Below are 14,294 nucleotides of genomic sequence, written 5' to 3'. Positions count from 1 at the left end.
CTGTCAGATGTCAGCAGATCCAATTCACTACAAGTCGATCACAGAGCTCTCCGAGCTGTTCCGCCGTGGTGAGCTGCTGCCCTCGAAGGTCACCGAGGCCATGCTGAGCCGGATCGCCAAGCTCGATGGCAAATTCCATGGCTATGCGCTTCTCCTCGCTGAGCGCGCCATGACGCGGGCGAAGCGCTGCGACGCCGAGCTGGCCAGGGGCATCTGGCGCGGACCGCTGCACGGCGTGCCGATCGGGCTGAAGGACCTCTGCTACACGACTTTTGCGCCGACGGCCGGTGGCACCACGATCCACGCGAAGTTCATTCCGTCCTTCAACGCCACGATAGTGGATCGGCTGGAGCAGGCCGGCGCCGTCACGCTCGGCAAGTTGAAGATGACCGAGGGGGCCTACACCAGCCATCACCCGAACGATCAGGCACCGCTCAATCCCTGGGGCGTCGATTACTGGGTGGGCTCGTCCTCGAGCGGATCGGGCGTGGCGACGTCGGCGGGGCTCTGCTTCGGCTCGATCGGCAGCGACACCGGCGGCTCAATCCGGTTTCCGTCGGCCACTTGCGGGCTGACCGGGATCAAGCCGACTTGGGGACGCGTCAGCCGCCACGGCGTCTTTCCTTTGGCCGACTCGCTCGACCATGTCGGCCCGATGTGCCGGAGCGCGGCCGATGCGGCCGCGATGCTCGGCGTCATCGCCGGCGCAGATGTCAACGATCCCACCGCGCTGCAGGCGCCGGTGCCGAACTATCTCGCAGGGATCGTCGACGGTGTCCGGGGGTTGCGGATTGGCGTCGACCGCAGCTACACCCAGGACGGAGTCGATCCGCAGGTGGTCGCCGCGTTGCTGGAAGCCGAGCGGACGCTCGCGGCGCTCGGGGCCGATATCCGCGATGTCAAATTCCCGGCCTACGAGAAGCTCGTGAGCATGTGGATTCCGATGTGTTCGATCGAGACCGCGGAGGCGCATCTCGAAACCTATCCCGCGCGGAAGTCGGAATACGGCCCGGACCTGGCGCAGCTGATCGAGCAGGGCAGGTCGGTGAGCGGCGTCGAGATCGCGCAGATCCATCACGAGCGGCTGAAATTCTGCGGCAGCCTGACCGCCCTGTTCGGCGATATCGACCTGCTGTTGATCCCCACCATGCCCGTGCCGATCCCGACGCTGACCAGGATGGGCGAGTACGGCGCCGATCCCAACGTGCTGCTCAGCATCCTGCGCTTCACGGCAGTGTTCGACTTCTCGGGCAGCCCGACCATCACGCTGCCGAATGGCGTGGCGTCGGACGGCCTGCCACTCAGCATGCAGCTCGTCGGCCCGCATCTGTCGGAGGATGTGCTCGCGCGCGCCGGGCATGCCTTCCAGTCGGCGACGGACTGGCATACCCGGCGCGCTCTGATCGATTGAGCCAGTGTCGGCTCGGCTCGTGGACTGGACCACCGCTTTCCTGATCACTGGCGGTATGTGAAGTATACTGTGGCAGTACAAGCGGTGGCGAGTTGCTCTACCTTTGTAAGACAATTCAGTTGATTGATCCCGATAGGTAAAAAAATTCGAGTATTACGAACGGCGCAAATTATCCTGTGAATCCAAGATCGAAAAATTGCGACGAATAGCTCTCACTTTTCCTTGACGTTCTCACCCGCTTCCAAAGTAGAGCTTTGCCGATAAGGGTAATGATCGATCGAAGATGGTTGCGTTGGTTTACAATGCCTGGCCCCACCTGAAGCTCGCCCATGATGGACTGGGCTGACCCACGCTAGCTGACGTTGGCCGTCGCTGGATAGAATTGACCGGCCCGGCCCAGCAGCGTGGGCGCGAGATACCGTGCTCACTTCCGGGAACTCAAACTGAGGTGTAGCGCCATTGCGCCCATGAGCAGTCAGCATTGCAGCGCCGGAAGTCGGCGACTGGCACGAGAGTCATTCTGGCAGGAGAAAATTCTGTAACGATCTCACCAGGCGCAAAGGCTGTGAATTGTCAGAACGAGCCTTGAGCAGGCACAGGAAAACTCGAGGAATCGATCTGCGTCTCCAACAGATCATCTCAGCGCGCGGAATTCCAGTCTGCGCAACACAAGCGTATCGGGAAGAGAGCCAGGAGATTTGAATTCCGGCCTCCTACGATCTGGTCTTATTCTGGTGTCAAAAATAGATCGCTGGCTGAAAGCTTTGTGCGCCTCTTTACACGACAAGTCTGAGCTTCTGCCGCTTCCTTCCGACCGGCTGTTGGCCGGACGGATCTTTGCGCGGCTTGATGAAGTCAGCCCACGCCTGGAGCACCTCGCGTCGCCGTTGGATCATCTCGCTGTCCCAATACGACAGTTCTGCCTCATCGCCGACACGATGCGACAAGCAGAACTCAAGCACTTCACGGCGGAAATTGTGCTCCTTATTGTCTGCGCCCCAGTTTCGGAAGGTCGTGCGGCAGCCATGCATGGTAGATTTGATGGCAGTGCGCTCGATAGCTCCAACAAGGGCGTTCGCGCGGAACGGCTGATGTCCCTCAGCGTGGTCGGAGGGGAATACGTATTTATCTGTGCGCCGCATCGATTGGATGATCTCGATGGCCTGATCTGACAGCGGAACGAGATGCGGTTTGGGTTCTAGGTCGCCCTTTATCTTCATCTTCTCAGCTGGAACCATCCAGGTCTTTGCTTCGAAGTCGAGCTCGGTCCATTCCATGAGCCGGATTTCTTGGCTGCGTGAGACCGTGAGGATGCCGACTTCGGTGCAGCGCGCGGCATTGCCGGGATCAGAGCGCAGCCCTGTCATCATTTGCTTCATCTTCGTGTAAGGGGCGGACCGATGTCCCTTTTTGCGATTTAGCTTGCGGGGAGACGGGAGCAGGTGTTTGAGGTTGCCGCGCCACGCGGCCGGATTCTCACCCGTGCGCAACTTCAACGCCTTGGCTGCGTCCATCAGCCGCTCGATTCGCTGGCGTGTTCGCGACGCTGTGACCGGCTTCACGGTCCAGATCGCTTTGAGAGCATCCAAGACGTGCTCGGTGGTGATCTCATGGAGCTTTTTCTCGTGCAAGCTCGGCACGTCGCGGATGGAGCGCTGCCATTGGGTTAACTCCTCTTTGGACAAGCCCCGGCACCAACCAGGGTACTGCTCGTCTGCAAATTCTTTGAACGTCTTGCTGCTCTGAGCAGCGGCCCGCTTTTTGACGCGCGGATCGATGCCCTCGCGCTTCAATGCAACCTTGTAATCGCGGGCCTTCTCGCGCGCGCTGCTTAGGGTCAGAACGTCCCCCCCTGCGCTGTCGCGGTCGCCAGCCCTGGCGAACTCCATCTGCGCCCGTTTGCCCTCGGGGTCGGTGAAACGGAAGGCCCACACCCGATCTCCGCTCGCGCGTACCACCAGGTAGAGTCCCGCACTGTCCGCATGAACGCCAGCTTGCAGGGATTTAACTTGGTTCGAATTGAGCGCCACTTTAACGTTCCCTTTCGCTTACCACTTACCGTCACGGATCCTTTTTTGCGTCATGGTCAGTGATTCCACGGGAACCGGTGCAGATGTGTGGCCGTCACGGATACTTTCAAATGGACGTATGTGCCTCCTTACCACTTTTTTGCCTGGGCCGCCTGGCGTTCGGCGATTTTAAGCGAAGATAGACGATAGCTTATAAACCCAAGATGCTGTAAATAAAGTAGAATACGAAGAGTGACGATGCTTGGTGATAGTAGACGCGCTACTGAAATTGGATACATGATCCGTGACGGCATTCGGTAAACTGGTCCGCACCACGGCGTTCCGGCTGACGCTGGTCTATCTGCTGCTGTTCGCGATGTTCGCGGCTTCGCTGCTGGCCTATTTCGCCTGGAATACGCGGCGGCTGATCACCGAGGAAATCACGCAGACAGTCAATGCCGAGACCTCGGAAATCAACGAGATCTACGGCCGCGGCGGCATGTTTCGCCTGGTGCGCACGATCGAATACCGCGCGCTGCGCCCGGGCGCCAACCTCTATCTCGTGACGACGCCGACAGGGCAGGCGATCGCCGGCAATGTCGGCTCGCTGGCGCCCGGCGTGATGGCGACGCGCGGCTGGTCCGAGACGGCCTACCGGCGGATCGAGGACGCCGACGACCGCGACCATCGCGCGCTCGTGCGCGTCACCGAACTGGAAAACGGCTTCCGGCTTCTGATCGGCCGCGACCTCGCCGAGCGGCGTCGCCTGTTCGGCATCGTCGCCAAGGCGGCGCAATGGTCGATCCTGATCGTCGTCGTGCTCGGTCTCGGCGGCGGCATTTTCGTCGCGCGCCGCGTGCTGAGGCGCATCGACGCGATGACCGGGACCGCGCAGCGCATCATGACCGGCGATCTCAGCGGGCGTCTCCCGGTGGGGCGTAGCGGCGACGAGCTCGACCGCCTCGCGGAAAATCTCAATGCCATGCTGGAGCGGATCGAGGCGTTGATGGCCGGCTTGAAGGAAGTCTCCGACAACATCGCCCACGACCTCAAGACGCCGCTGACGCGCTTGCGCAACCGCGCCGAGGAGGCGCTGGCGAAATCGGGCTGCGAAGCCGATTACCGCGCGGCGCTTGAGCGGACCATCGAGGAATCCGACGGATTGATCCGCACCTTCAACGCGCTGCTGATGATCGCGCGCGCGGAGTCAGGGCAGGCGCGCGGCAACATGGATGATTTCGACGCCGCCGAGGTCGCCAACGGCATCCACGAGCTCTACGAGCCGCTGGCCGAAGACGACGGCATGACCTTGAAGGTCAAGGCCGAGCCGACGCCGGTTCACGCCAATCGCGAGTTGATCAGCCAGGCGCTCGCCAATTTGGTCGAGAATGCGATCAAATACGGCAAGCCGGTCGCGCAGGCCGGCGGAACCGTGGTCAGCATGGACGCGAGACCGATCACGATCGAGGCCCGACGCGACGGCGACAAGGTGCTGCTCAGCGTCACCGATCGCGGTCCCGGCATCCCCGAAGCCGACCGCGCGCATGCCGTCGAACGATTCGTTCGCCTGGAAGCGAGCCGCACGCTGCCGGGCTCCGGCCTCGGTCTCAGCCTCGCTTCTGCGGTTGCGACATTGCACGGCGGCGAGTTGAGGTTGGACGATGCCCAACCCGGTCTCGTCGCAACGCTGGCGCTGCCCGCGCGCGCCGGGGCCGGCGACAGGGTTGCTCCGCCAATACCGGATGTGCCACAGAAGGTGGCATGAACCACTCCGCGCCGGGAAACGCGGACAAGCATGGTGAGAGGCTGGCCGCGCGCTTCGCGGAGGCTCCCCATATTGCCGCTTCCACAACCGACGAACGACGTCTTGAAAGCTGGCTGTCCGAGCTCGAGCCGACCCAATCGGCGCGTCTCGAAACGCTGCTGACACATCCTTTCGCCCGGAACATCCTGGCCGGTATCGCGGAATTCTCGCCCTATCTGTTCGATCTGGTGCGCGCCGATGCCTTGCGCCTGATCCGGTTGCTCGAATGCGATCCGGATGCGCATCTGACGGCACTGATCGCGGAGGCGAGGGGGGCGGTGCTCGCGGCCCCTGACGAGGCCGAGGTGATGCGGCTGCTTCGCCGCATGAAGGCCGAGGCCGCGCTCCTGACCGCCTTGTGCGACATCGGCGGGGTCTGGCCGGTGATGCGGGTGACGGCGGCGCTGACCGATGTCGCGGTGTCCTCGGTGCAGGCGGCGCTCCAATACCTGCTGCGGCAGGAGGCCGCACGTGGCAAGATCTCGCCGCCCAATCCCGAGGCGCCCGAGGAGGGCTGCGGCCTGATCGTGCTCGCGATGGGCAAGATGGGGGCGGGCGAGCTGAACTATTCCAGCGATATCGATCTCATCGTGTTCTTCGATCCCGACGAGACAACGCTGGCAGCGGACATCGAGCCGCAGCCGTTCTTTGTCCGGGTCACGCAGGGGATGGCGCGCATCCTGCAGCAGCGCACCTATGACGGCTATGTGTTCCGCGTCGACCTGCGCCTGCGTCCCGACCCATCCTCGACCCAGGTCGCGATCTCCCGTGACGCCGCTCTGAATTATTACGAGCGGGAAGGGCGCACCTGGGAGCGCGCCGCGATGATCAAGGCGCGTGCCTGCGCCGGTGATGCCAGGGCGGGCGAGGCATTGCTCGCCGAGATCGCGCCCTTCGTCTGGCGCAAGCATCTCGATTTCGCCGCGCTCGCCGACGTCCACGACATGAAGCGGCAGATGCAAACCTATCGCGGCCAGAGCGAGGTCGCGGTGGAAGGGCACAACGTCAAGGTCGGCCGCGGTGGCATCCGCGAGATCGAGTTCTTCGCGCAGACCCAGCAATTGATCGCCGGCGGCCGCCATCCGGAATTGCGGGTGCGGCCGACACTCGAGGCGCTCGACATTCTCGCCTCCAGCAACTGGATCACCGTTGCGGCGCGTGACGAGCTGACCATTGCGTACGAATTCCTGCGCCGGGTCGAGCATCGCCTCCAGATGATCGCCGACGAGCAGACCCATGCGCTGCCTGAGGACAAGGACGCGGTCGAGCGCTTTGCGCGCTTCTTCGGCTATGCGGATCGCGAGGCCTTCGCGGGCGAGCTGCTGCGACAGCTCAAGATCGTGCAGGGGCACTACGAAAAACTGTTCGAAGGCGACGATCCGACCGGCACGGCAAAGCTGCCGGCGCTCGACCACCGTGCGGGTCCCGAGGATCCGCGCCTGCTCCAGCACCTCGCGACGCTCGGATTCAAGAAGCCTGCCGCGGTCGCGCAGACGGTGCGCGACTGGATCGCCGGCGACTATCGCGTGTTCCGCAATGAGGCGACGCGCAGCGCCTTCGTCGAGTTCGTGCCGGCCCTGATCGACGGCCTTGCCCATGCCGAGGAGCCGGATCGCGCCGTCGTGGCGTTCGATCAATTCCTTGGGGCGCTCCAGCGCGGCGGCCGGCTGATCACCCTGCTCGGCCAGAACCGCGAGCTCGTCGCGCTGGTCGCGCTGGTGCTCGGTGCGGCGCCGCGGCTCGGCGAGATGCTGGCGCGGCAGCCGCAGCTGATGGATGGCCTGATCGATCCGCGCTTCTTCGGCGCCATGCCGGACAGGCAGGAATTGTCGGGGCGGTTGGCTGCGACCGTGCAGGACGCCGGCTCATACGAAGAGTTTCTCGATCGGCTGCGCCTGTTCGGGCAGGAGAGCCTGTTCCTGATCGGCACGCGCATTCTCTCCGGCACCGTCTCGGCGCAGCAGGCGAGCACGGCCTTTGCCGACGTCGCCGAAGGAATCGTCCACACCGTGCATGGCCTCGTTGCCGACCGCTTCGCGGCCCAGCATGGCCGGATCAAGGGGCAGGAGACCGCGATCATCGCGATGGGCCGGCTCGGCAGCCGCGAGATGACGGCCTCATCCGATCTCGATCTGATCCTGCTCTACGATTTCGACAGCGACAATCCGGACTCCGATGGGCCGAAATCGCTGCAGGGTCCGCATTATTTTGCGCGTCTGACCCAGCGCCTGATCAGCGCGTTCACGACGCGCACCAATTATGGCGTGCTCTACGAGATCGACATGCGGCTGCGTCCTTCAGGGCGCGCCGGTCCCGTAGCCTCGAGCCTCGTCTCATTCGCGGATTACCAGGCCAACGAGGCCTGGACCTGGGAGCACATGGCGCTGACGCGCGCGCGCGTGGTGTCGGCTTCGCCCGAATTCCGGATGCGGATCGAACGCGTCATCCGCGGCGTCCTGACCCGCCGCCGCGATTCCGCAATCACCGCCAACGACGTCGCCGACATGCGACGCGCGATCGCCCAGGAGAAGGGCGAGGCCGATTGCTGGGATCTCAAACATGCCGCCGGCGGCATGGTCGACATCGATTTCATCGCGCAATATCTCCAGCTCGTGCACGCGCACGATAAGCCGGAGATCCTCGACGTCAGCACGTTGCAGGTGCTCGACAATGCATGCAGGCTCGGCGTCCTCCCGCAATCGGAAACCGAGATATTGCGTGCGGCCGCACGGCTCTATCACGACCTCACGCAGATCCTGCGGCTCTGCGTCAGCGACCGCTTCAAGCCGGAAACCGCGGGCACCGATCTGCAACGCGTGATGGCGCGGGCCGGCGACGCGCCGGATTTCTCGTCGCTGGAGGCGCGCGTGAAGGAGACGCAGAGCGAGGTGCGGCGCGTGTTCAGGGCGCTGCTGGAAGGGACGTTGCCTTCAACGAGCTGAGCGCCTCGCGGACGTCAGGCTCGAGCCCCGCGCCGCCGGCATCGAGATGGGCGAAGATCGCGCGCTTCATCCTGGGATCCCAGAACTTCTTGATGTGCTCGGCGATTCCCGGCACGGCCTTGCCGTGGCCCTGGCTCTCGAAGAACTTGCCGATCTGGTTGGCCATGTAGATCAGGCGGTCAGGCGACATCGGCAACCTCCGTGGCATGGCGACCGACGATCCGGTCACCATGCGAAAACACCTCGAACCCATCCTGGCGGGCAATGGCGATCAGCGTGATGCCCGCGGCTTCCGCGGTACGCACCGCGAGCGCGGTGGGCGCGGACACCGCGATCATCACCGGCGCGCCGATCGCCGCAGTCTTCTGCACCATCTCGACCGAAACACGGCTCGTCAGCAGCACCATGCCGGCGCCTGCGTCGGTGCGGCTGCGCGCGAGGGCGCCTGCGAGCTTGTCCAGCGCGTTGTGGCGGCCGACATCCTCACGCAGCGCGACGATGTGGCCGGCAGGGGACCAGAACGCGGCGGCATGAACCGCGCGGGTCTGCAGATTGATCGATTGCAGCGGCGCGATCGCCTGCATCGCCGTCATGATTTCTTCCGGCGTGAAGCTCTGCCCCTGCGGCACGACCGCAGCGGGTCGCACGGCTTCGGCAATCGACTCGATACCGCAGATGCCGCAGCCGGTGGGACCGGCGACGTGGCGGCGGCGCTCGCTGATCAGTGCCGCGTCATCCGACGCCAGCCACATCCGCAGCTCAATGCCGTCGTCGAGGCGAACAATTTCGAGCGAGCGGATGTCGTCGACCGATTTAACGATGCCTTCGCTCAGGCTGAAGCCGACCGCAAAATCTTCCAGGTTCTGCGGCGTTCCCATCATGACGGCGTAAGTGCCGCCATTATAGGTCAGAGCCAGCGGCGTCTCCTCCGGAATGAACCGCGTTCCTTCGGACGCGACGCCGTTGCGCCAGATTCCGCGATCGATTGCCTGGACAGCTACATGCATGCGGTTACTCCGCGGCCTCGGCCGGCGCAATGCGCCGCGACTGGCGCGCCTGGGCGTCATAGGCCTTCTGCCAGTCGGACGGGCCGTTCGAGGGCGAGACCTCGACCGCCGTCACCTTGTATTCGGGGCAGTTGGTCGCCCAGTCCGAATAGTCGGTCGTGATGACGTTGGCCTGCGTGTCCGGATGGTGGAAGGTGGTGTAGACGACGCCGGGCGCCACGCGATCGGTGATCTCCGCACGCAGCGTGGTCTCGCCGGCGCGGCTCTTCAGCCGCACCCAGTCGCCGTCGCGCACGCCGCGCTGTTCGGCATCGTGCGGATGAATCTCCAACCGGTCCTCGGCGTGCCAGACCACGTTGTCGGTGCGCCTTGTCTGCGCGCCGACATTGTACTGGCTGAGGATGCGGCCGGTCGTGAGCAGCAGCGGATAACGCGGACCGGTGCGCTCGTCGGTCGCGACATATTCAGTGACGACGAACTTGCCCTTGCCGCGGACGAAGCCGTCGATATGCATCACCGGCGTGCCTTCGGGCGCCTTCTCGTTGCAGGGCCACTGCACCGAGCCGAGCTCGTCGAGCTTGGCGTAGGAGACGCCGGAGAAGGTCGGCGTCAGCGCCGCGATCTCGTCCATGATCTCGGAAGGATGGCTGTAGTTCATCTCGAAACCCATCGCCTTGGCAAGGCCGATGGTGACCTCCCAGTCGGCCATGCCATTCTTCGGGGTCATCACCTTGCGCACGCGCTGGATGCGGCGCTCGGCGTTGGTGAAGGTGCCGTCCTTCTCGAGGAAGCTCGAGCCGGGCAGGAAGACATGGGCGTAGTTCGCGGTCTCGTTGAGGAAGAGGTCGTGGACGATGACGCATTCCATCGCGGACAGTGCAGCCACCACGTGCTTGGTGTTGGGATCGGACTGCAGAATGTCCTCGCCCTGCACGTAGATCCCCATGAAGGTGCCCTCGACCGCGGCATCGAACATGTTGGGAATGCGCAGGCCCGGCTCGGGGTTGAGCTTGACGTTCCACAGCGCCTCGAACTGATCGCGCACTGCGTCGCCGGAGATGTGGCGATAGCCGGGCAGCTCGTGCGGGAACGAGCCCATGTCGCAGGAGCCCTGCACGTTGTTCTGGCCGCGTAGCGGGTTCACGCCGACGCCGGGACGGCCGATATTGCCCGTGACCATCGCAAGGTTCGCGATCGCGATCACGGTGGTCGAGCCCTGGCTGTGCTCGGTGACGCCGAGGCCGTAATAGATCGCGCCGTTGCCGCCGGTGGCGTAGGTGCGGGCGGCTTCGCGCAGATCCTTCGGATTGACGCCGGTGAGGATGGCGGTGGCTTCCGGACTGTTCTTGGGCTGCGCGACAAAGGCCGCCCATTCCTCGAACTCGCTCCAGTCGCAACGCTCGCGCACGAAGGCTTCGTTGACGAGGCCCTCGGTGACGATGACATGCGCCAGCGCGGTCATGACCGCGACGTTGGTGCCGGGCATCAGGGGCAGGTGCAGCGCCTTCACATGCGGCGATTCCACCATCTCGGTGCGGCGCGGATCGATCACGATCAGCTTGGCGCCCTGGCGCAGCCGCTTCTTCAGGCGGGACGCGAACACCGGATGAGCGGAGGCCGGATTGGCACCGATCACAAGGACGACGTCGGTGTCCTCGACCGAGTCGAAATCCTGCGTGCCTGCGGAAGTGCCGAAGGTGGTGGCAAGGCCATAGCCGGTCGGCGAGTGGCAGACGCGGGCGCAGGTGTCGACATTGTTGTTGCCGAAGCCGGCGCGGATCAGCTTCTGCACCAGATAGGTCTCTTCATTGGTGCAGCGGGACGAGGTAATGCCGCCGATGGCATCGCGGCCGTATGTCTTCTGGATGCCGCGCATCTTGGCGGCCGCGAACGAGAACGCCTCGTCCCAGGACACTTCGCGCCAGGGATCCTCGATCCGTTCGCGGATCATCGGATTGAGGATGCGTTCGCCGTGGTTGGTGTAGCCCCAGGCGAAGCGGCCCTTGACGCAGGAATGGCCGCGATTGGCCTTGCCGTCCTTGTACGGCACCATGCGCACGACTTCCTCGCCGCGCATCTCGGCCTTGAAAGTGCAGCCGACGCCGCAATAGGCGCAGGTGGTGACGACGGAGTGCTCGGGCTGGCCGATTTCGATCACCGACTTTTCGGTCAGCGTTGCGGTCGGGCAGGCCTGCACGCAGGCGCCGCAGGAGACGCATTCCGAGCCGAGGAAGCTTTCGCTCATGCCCGGCGAGACGCGGCTGTCGAAGCCTCGGCCGGAGATGGTCAGCGCGAAGGTGCCTTGCACCTCCTCGCAAGCGCGGACGCAGCGCGAGCAGACGATGCACTTGGAGGGATCATAGGTGAAATAGGGATTGGATTCGTCCTTCGGCATCCAATGGTCGTTGTCGCAGCCGTGGCTCTTGCCAGGTGTCTTGGCGAAGACGTGGTTTTCGCCCTCATAGCCGTAGCGCACGTCGCGTAGGCCCACGGCGCCGGCCATGTCCTGCAACTCGCAATCGCCATTGGCACCGCAGGTGAGGCAATCGAGCGGATGGTCGGAGATGTAGAGCTCCATCACGCCCTTGCGAAGCTTCTTCAGCCGCTCGCTCTGGGTATGGACGACGAGGCCGGGCATCACCGGCGTGGTGCAGGACGCCGGCGTGCCGGCGCGGCCCTCGATCTCGACGAGGCAGAGACGGCAGGAGCCGAACGCGTCGACCATGTCGGTGGCGCAGAGTTTTGGGATCTGGTGGCCCGCGTCCATCGCGGCCCGCATGATCGAAGTGCCCTCGGGCACCGTGACCTCATTGCCGTCGATGGTCAGCGTTACCATCGTTTCCGATTTGGAAGCCGGCGTGCCGAAGTCGATTTCTTCGATCAGAGACATTGTCGTTCTCCTATTCCGCGGCCTGAAGCGTGGTCGGCGCCGGAATGAAATCCTCCCGGAAGTGCTTCAATGCGCTGAGCACGGGGTAGGGCGTGAAGCCGCCGAGTGCGCAGAGCGAGCCGAATTTCATGGTGTTGCAGAGGTCCTCGACCAGCGCGATGTTTTCATGGACGCGCTCGCCGTTGATGATCTTCTCGATGGTCTCGACGCCGCGGGTCGAGCCGATCCGGCAGGGCGTGCACTTGCCGCAGGATTCGACGGCGCAGAATTCCATGGCGAAGCGCGCCTGCCTGCGCATGTCGACGCTGTCGTCGAACACGACGATGCCGCCATGGCCGATCAGGCCGTCGCGTGCGGCAAAGGCCTCGTAGTCGAATGGCGTGTCGAACAGGGCACGGGGGAAATAGGCCCCTAACGGACCGCCGACCTGCACGGCGCGGACCGGCCGGCCCGTGAACGTGCCGCCGCCGATGTCGTCGACGAGTTCGCCAAGCGTCACGCCGAAAGCGGTTTCATACAGTCCGCCATAGCGGATGTTGCCGGCGAGCTGGATCGGCATCGTGCCGCGCGAACGGCCCATACCGAAATCGGCATAGGCCTTGGCGCCCTCGGCGAGGATGAAGGGCACGGCCGCGAACGACAGCACGTTGTTGATGACGGTCGGCTTGCCGAACAGGCCGTGATGCGCCGGCAGCGGCGGCTTGGCCCGCACGATGCCGCGGCGGCCTTCGAGGCTCTCCAGCAGCGAAGTTTCCTCGCCGCAGACGTAAGCACCGGCGCCGACCCGGACTTCGAGGTCGAAGCTGTGGGTGGATCCGCCGATCTTGTCGCCGAGATAACCGCCGCGCTTGGCAGCCCGGATCGCAGCGTTCATCGCTTCCACCGCATGCGGATATTCGCTGCGGATGTAGATGTAGCCCTTGGTCGCGCCGACCGTGATGCCGGCGATGGTCATGCCCTCGATCACCAGGAAGGGATCGCCTTCCATGATCATGCGGTCGGCGAAAGTGCCGCTGTCGCCTTCGTCGGCGTTGCAGACGATGAACTTACGGTCGGCCTTGGCCTGCGTGACCGTCTTCCATTTGATGCCGGTCGGGAAGCCGGCGCCGCCGCGGCCGCGCAGGCCCGAGGCCGTGACTTCGTTGAGGATCGCATCCGAGCCGAGTGACAGCGCGCGCTCCAGCCCCTTGTAGCCGCCATGGGCGCGGTAGTCGTCGAGCGAACGCGGGTCGATCACGCCGCAACGGACGAAGGTGAGGCGGGTCTGGCGCTTCAACCAGGGAATCTCGTCGGTCGCCCCCAGCCGCAGCAGATGCGGCGTGTTGCTCGCGAGCGCGTCGAGCAGGGAGGGCACATCGGCTTCAGTAACCGGGCCGAAAGCGATCCGGCCCTGTGGCGTCGCCACCTCGACCAGCGGCTCCAGCCAGTACATGCCGCGCGAGCCGGTCCTGACGATCTCGACTGCAATGCCGCGCCCGGCTGCTGCCTGCTCAAGCGCCAGCGCAACCTGATCAGCACCAACGGCGATCGCGCCGGCGTCGCGTGAGACGAACAGACGCAAGCTCATCGCTGTGCCTCCACAATCAGCGCATCGAGGCGCTTCTGATCGAGCCTGCCGATGAGGCGGCCGTCGAGCATTGCGGACGGGGCGGTGGCGCACAGGCCGAGGCAGTAGATCGGCTCCAGCGTGACACGATCGTCGGCCGTCGTGTTGCCGAGCGACACGCCGAGTTTTGCTTCGGCGCGCGCCGCCAAGGCATCGCCGCCCGCGGCCTGGCAGGCCTCCGCGCGGCAGAGCTTCAGCACGTGGCGGCCGGCCGGCTTGTGGCGGAAATCATGATAGAACGTGAATACGCCGTGGACTTCGGCGCGCGACAGGTTGAGCGCCTGCGCGACCATGGGAATGGCGGCCTCCGGCACGTAGCCGAACGCCTCCTGCAGCGCGTGCAAGATGACGAGCGTCGCGCCCTCCTGGTTGGCGTGCTCGGCGATGATTTCGGCGCCGCGCGTCTCGTTCCAAGGCTCAAAAACCGCTGTCATTCTTCGTTCTCAACCAGAGCGTTTCCTTGGGCGCAAACTAGTTGGAATCATTCGAAGATCAATAAAGCTGTCCCGTGCTGCGATTGCGAATTCGGATCGATTTGCAACCGCAATCGACCGATACGAATTGGTAATGGAAGTTGGATCGGATGCCGGTTTTTGCGTGTTGGCGCAGGCCCGGCGTGCTAGCT

At 64.3% G+C, this 14,294-nt stretch carries 9 protein-coding genes; 3 read left to right on the top strand and 6 right to left on the bottom strand.

The annotated features are described in order from the left end of the window. Positions 1 to 7 precede the first annotated feature (7 nt). A complete protein-coding gene (locus GGD62_RS06765) occupies positions 8 to 1,411 on the top strand; it encodes an amidase (protein ID WP_179737433.1) in 1,404 nt (467 codons plus the stop codon). Positions 1,412 to 2,187: 776 nt separating this feature from the next. Here GGD62_RS06765 and GGD62_RS41650 read toward each other — a convergent pair. Continuing rightward, a complete protein-coding gene (locus GGD62_RS41650) occupies positions 2,188 to 3,441 on the bottom strand; it encodes a site-specific integrase (protein WP_179737435.1) in 1,254 nt (417 codons plus the stop codon). Positions 3,442 to 3,724: 283 nt separating this feature from the next. Between GGD62_RS41650 and GGD62_RS06755 the strand changes: the two genes are divergently transcribed. Beyond that, on the top strand, positions 3,725 to 5,185 hold the full coding sequence (locus GGD62_RS06755; protein ID WP_183707696.1) for an ATP-binding protein: 1,461 nt from the start codon (positions 3,725 to 3,727) through the stop codon (positions 5,183 to 5,185). After that, the gene (locus GGD62_RS06750) at positions 5,182 to 8,166 is read left to right on the top strand and encodes a bifunctional [glutamine synthetase] adenylyltransferase/[glutamine synthetase]-adenylyl-L-tyrosine phosphorylase (protein ID WP_183707694.1); all 2,985 of its coding nucleotides are present in this window, start codon (positions 5,182 to 5,184) and stop codon (positions 8,164 to 8,166) included. Before GGD62_RS06755 ends, GGD62_RS06750 begins: the two co-directional genes overlap by 4 nt. Here the strand turns inward: GGD62_RS06750 and GGD62_RS06745 are convergent. From GGD62_RS06745 to GGD62_RS06725, 5 genes are read right to left on the bottom strand one after another with little or no spacing between them, the layout of a single operon-like run. Then, positions 8,126 to 8,356: a formate dehydrogenase subunit delta gene (locus GGD62_RS06745; protein WP_018315834.1), complete on the bottom strand. Its 231-nt coding sequence runs from the start codon at positions 8,354 to 8,356 to the stop codon at positions 8,126 to 8,128. The two genes, GGD62_RS06750 and GGD62_RS06745, sit on opposite strands and share 41 nt — an antisense overlap. Then, complete coding sequence (fdhD, locus tag GGD62_RS06740; protein ID WP_018315835.1) at positions 8,346 to 9,173, bottom strand: formate dehydrogenase accessory sulfurtransferase FdhD; 828 nt, start codon at positions 9,171 to 9,173, stop codon at positions 8,346 to 8,348. The genes GGD62_RS06745 and fdhD overlap by 11 nt, the downstream gene beginning before the upstream one ends. Before the next feature lie 4 nt (positions 9,174 to 9,177). Next, a complete protein-coding gene (gene fdhF / locus GGD62_RS06735; protein WP_183238274.1) occupies positions 9,178 to 12,063 on the bottom strand; it encodes a formate dehydrogenase subunit alpha in 2,886 nt (961 codons plus the stop codon). Between the two features lie 10 nt (positions 12,064 to 12,073). Continuing rightward, entirely contained in the window at positions 12,074 to 13,630 is a 1,557-nt protein-coding gene (locus GGD62_RS06730; protein ID WP_183707692.1) for an NADH-quinone oxidoreductase subunit NuoF, read from the bottom strand. Then, a complete protein-coding gene (locus GGD62_RS06725; RefSeq protein ID WP_018315838.1) occupies positions 13,627 to 14,103 on the bottom strand; it encodes a formate dehydrogenase subunit gamma in 477 nt (158 codons plus the stop codon). Before GGD62_RS06725 ends, GGD62_RS06730 begins: the two co-directional genes overlap by 4 nt. Positions 14,104 to 14,294 lie beyond the last annotated feature (191 nt).

The organism is Bradyrhizobium sp. ERR14, assembly GCF_014198235.1.
Taxonomy (GTDB): Bacteria; Pseudomonadota; Alphaproteobacteria; order Rhizobiales; family Xanthobacteraceae; genus Bradyrhizobium.
This window is presented reverse-complemented; position numbering and strand designations above follow the sequence as displayed.

Excerpts from the sequence above, each read along its gene's own strand:
- GGD62_RS06765 (WP_179737433.1), top strand. The coding sequence starts at position 8 with ATGTCAGCAGATCCAATTCACTACAAGTCGATCACAGAGCTCTCCGAG.
- GGD62_RS06750 (WP_183707694.1), top strand. The coding sequence starts at position 5,182 with ATGAACCACTCCGCGCCGGGAAACGCGGACAAGCATGGTGAGAGGCTG.
- GGD62_RS06745 (WP_018315834.1), bottom strand. The coding sequence starts at position 8,356 with ATGTCGCCTGACCGCCTGATCTACATGGCCAACCAGATCGGCAAGTTC.
- fdhD (WP_018315835.1), bottom strand. The coding sequence starts at position 9,173 with ATGCATGTAGCTGTCCAGGCAATCGATCGCGGAATCTGGCGCAACGGC.
- fdhF (WP_183238274.1), bottom strand. The coding sequence starts at position 12,063 with ATGTCTCTGATCGAAGAAATCGACTTCGGCACGCCGGCTTCCAAATCG.
- GGD62_RS06730 (WP_183707692.1), bottom strand. The coding sequence starts at position 13,630 with ATGAGCTTGCGTCTGTTCGTCTCACGCGACGCCGGCGCGATCGCCGTT.
- GGD62_RS06725 (WP_018315838.1), bottom strand. The coding sequence starts at position 14,103 with ATGACAGCGGTTTTTGAGCCTTGGAACGAGACGCGCGGCGCCGAAATC.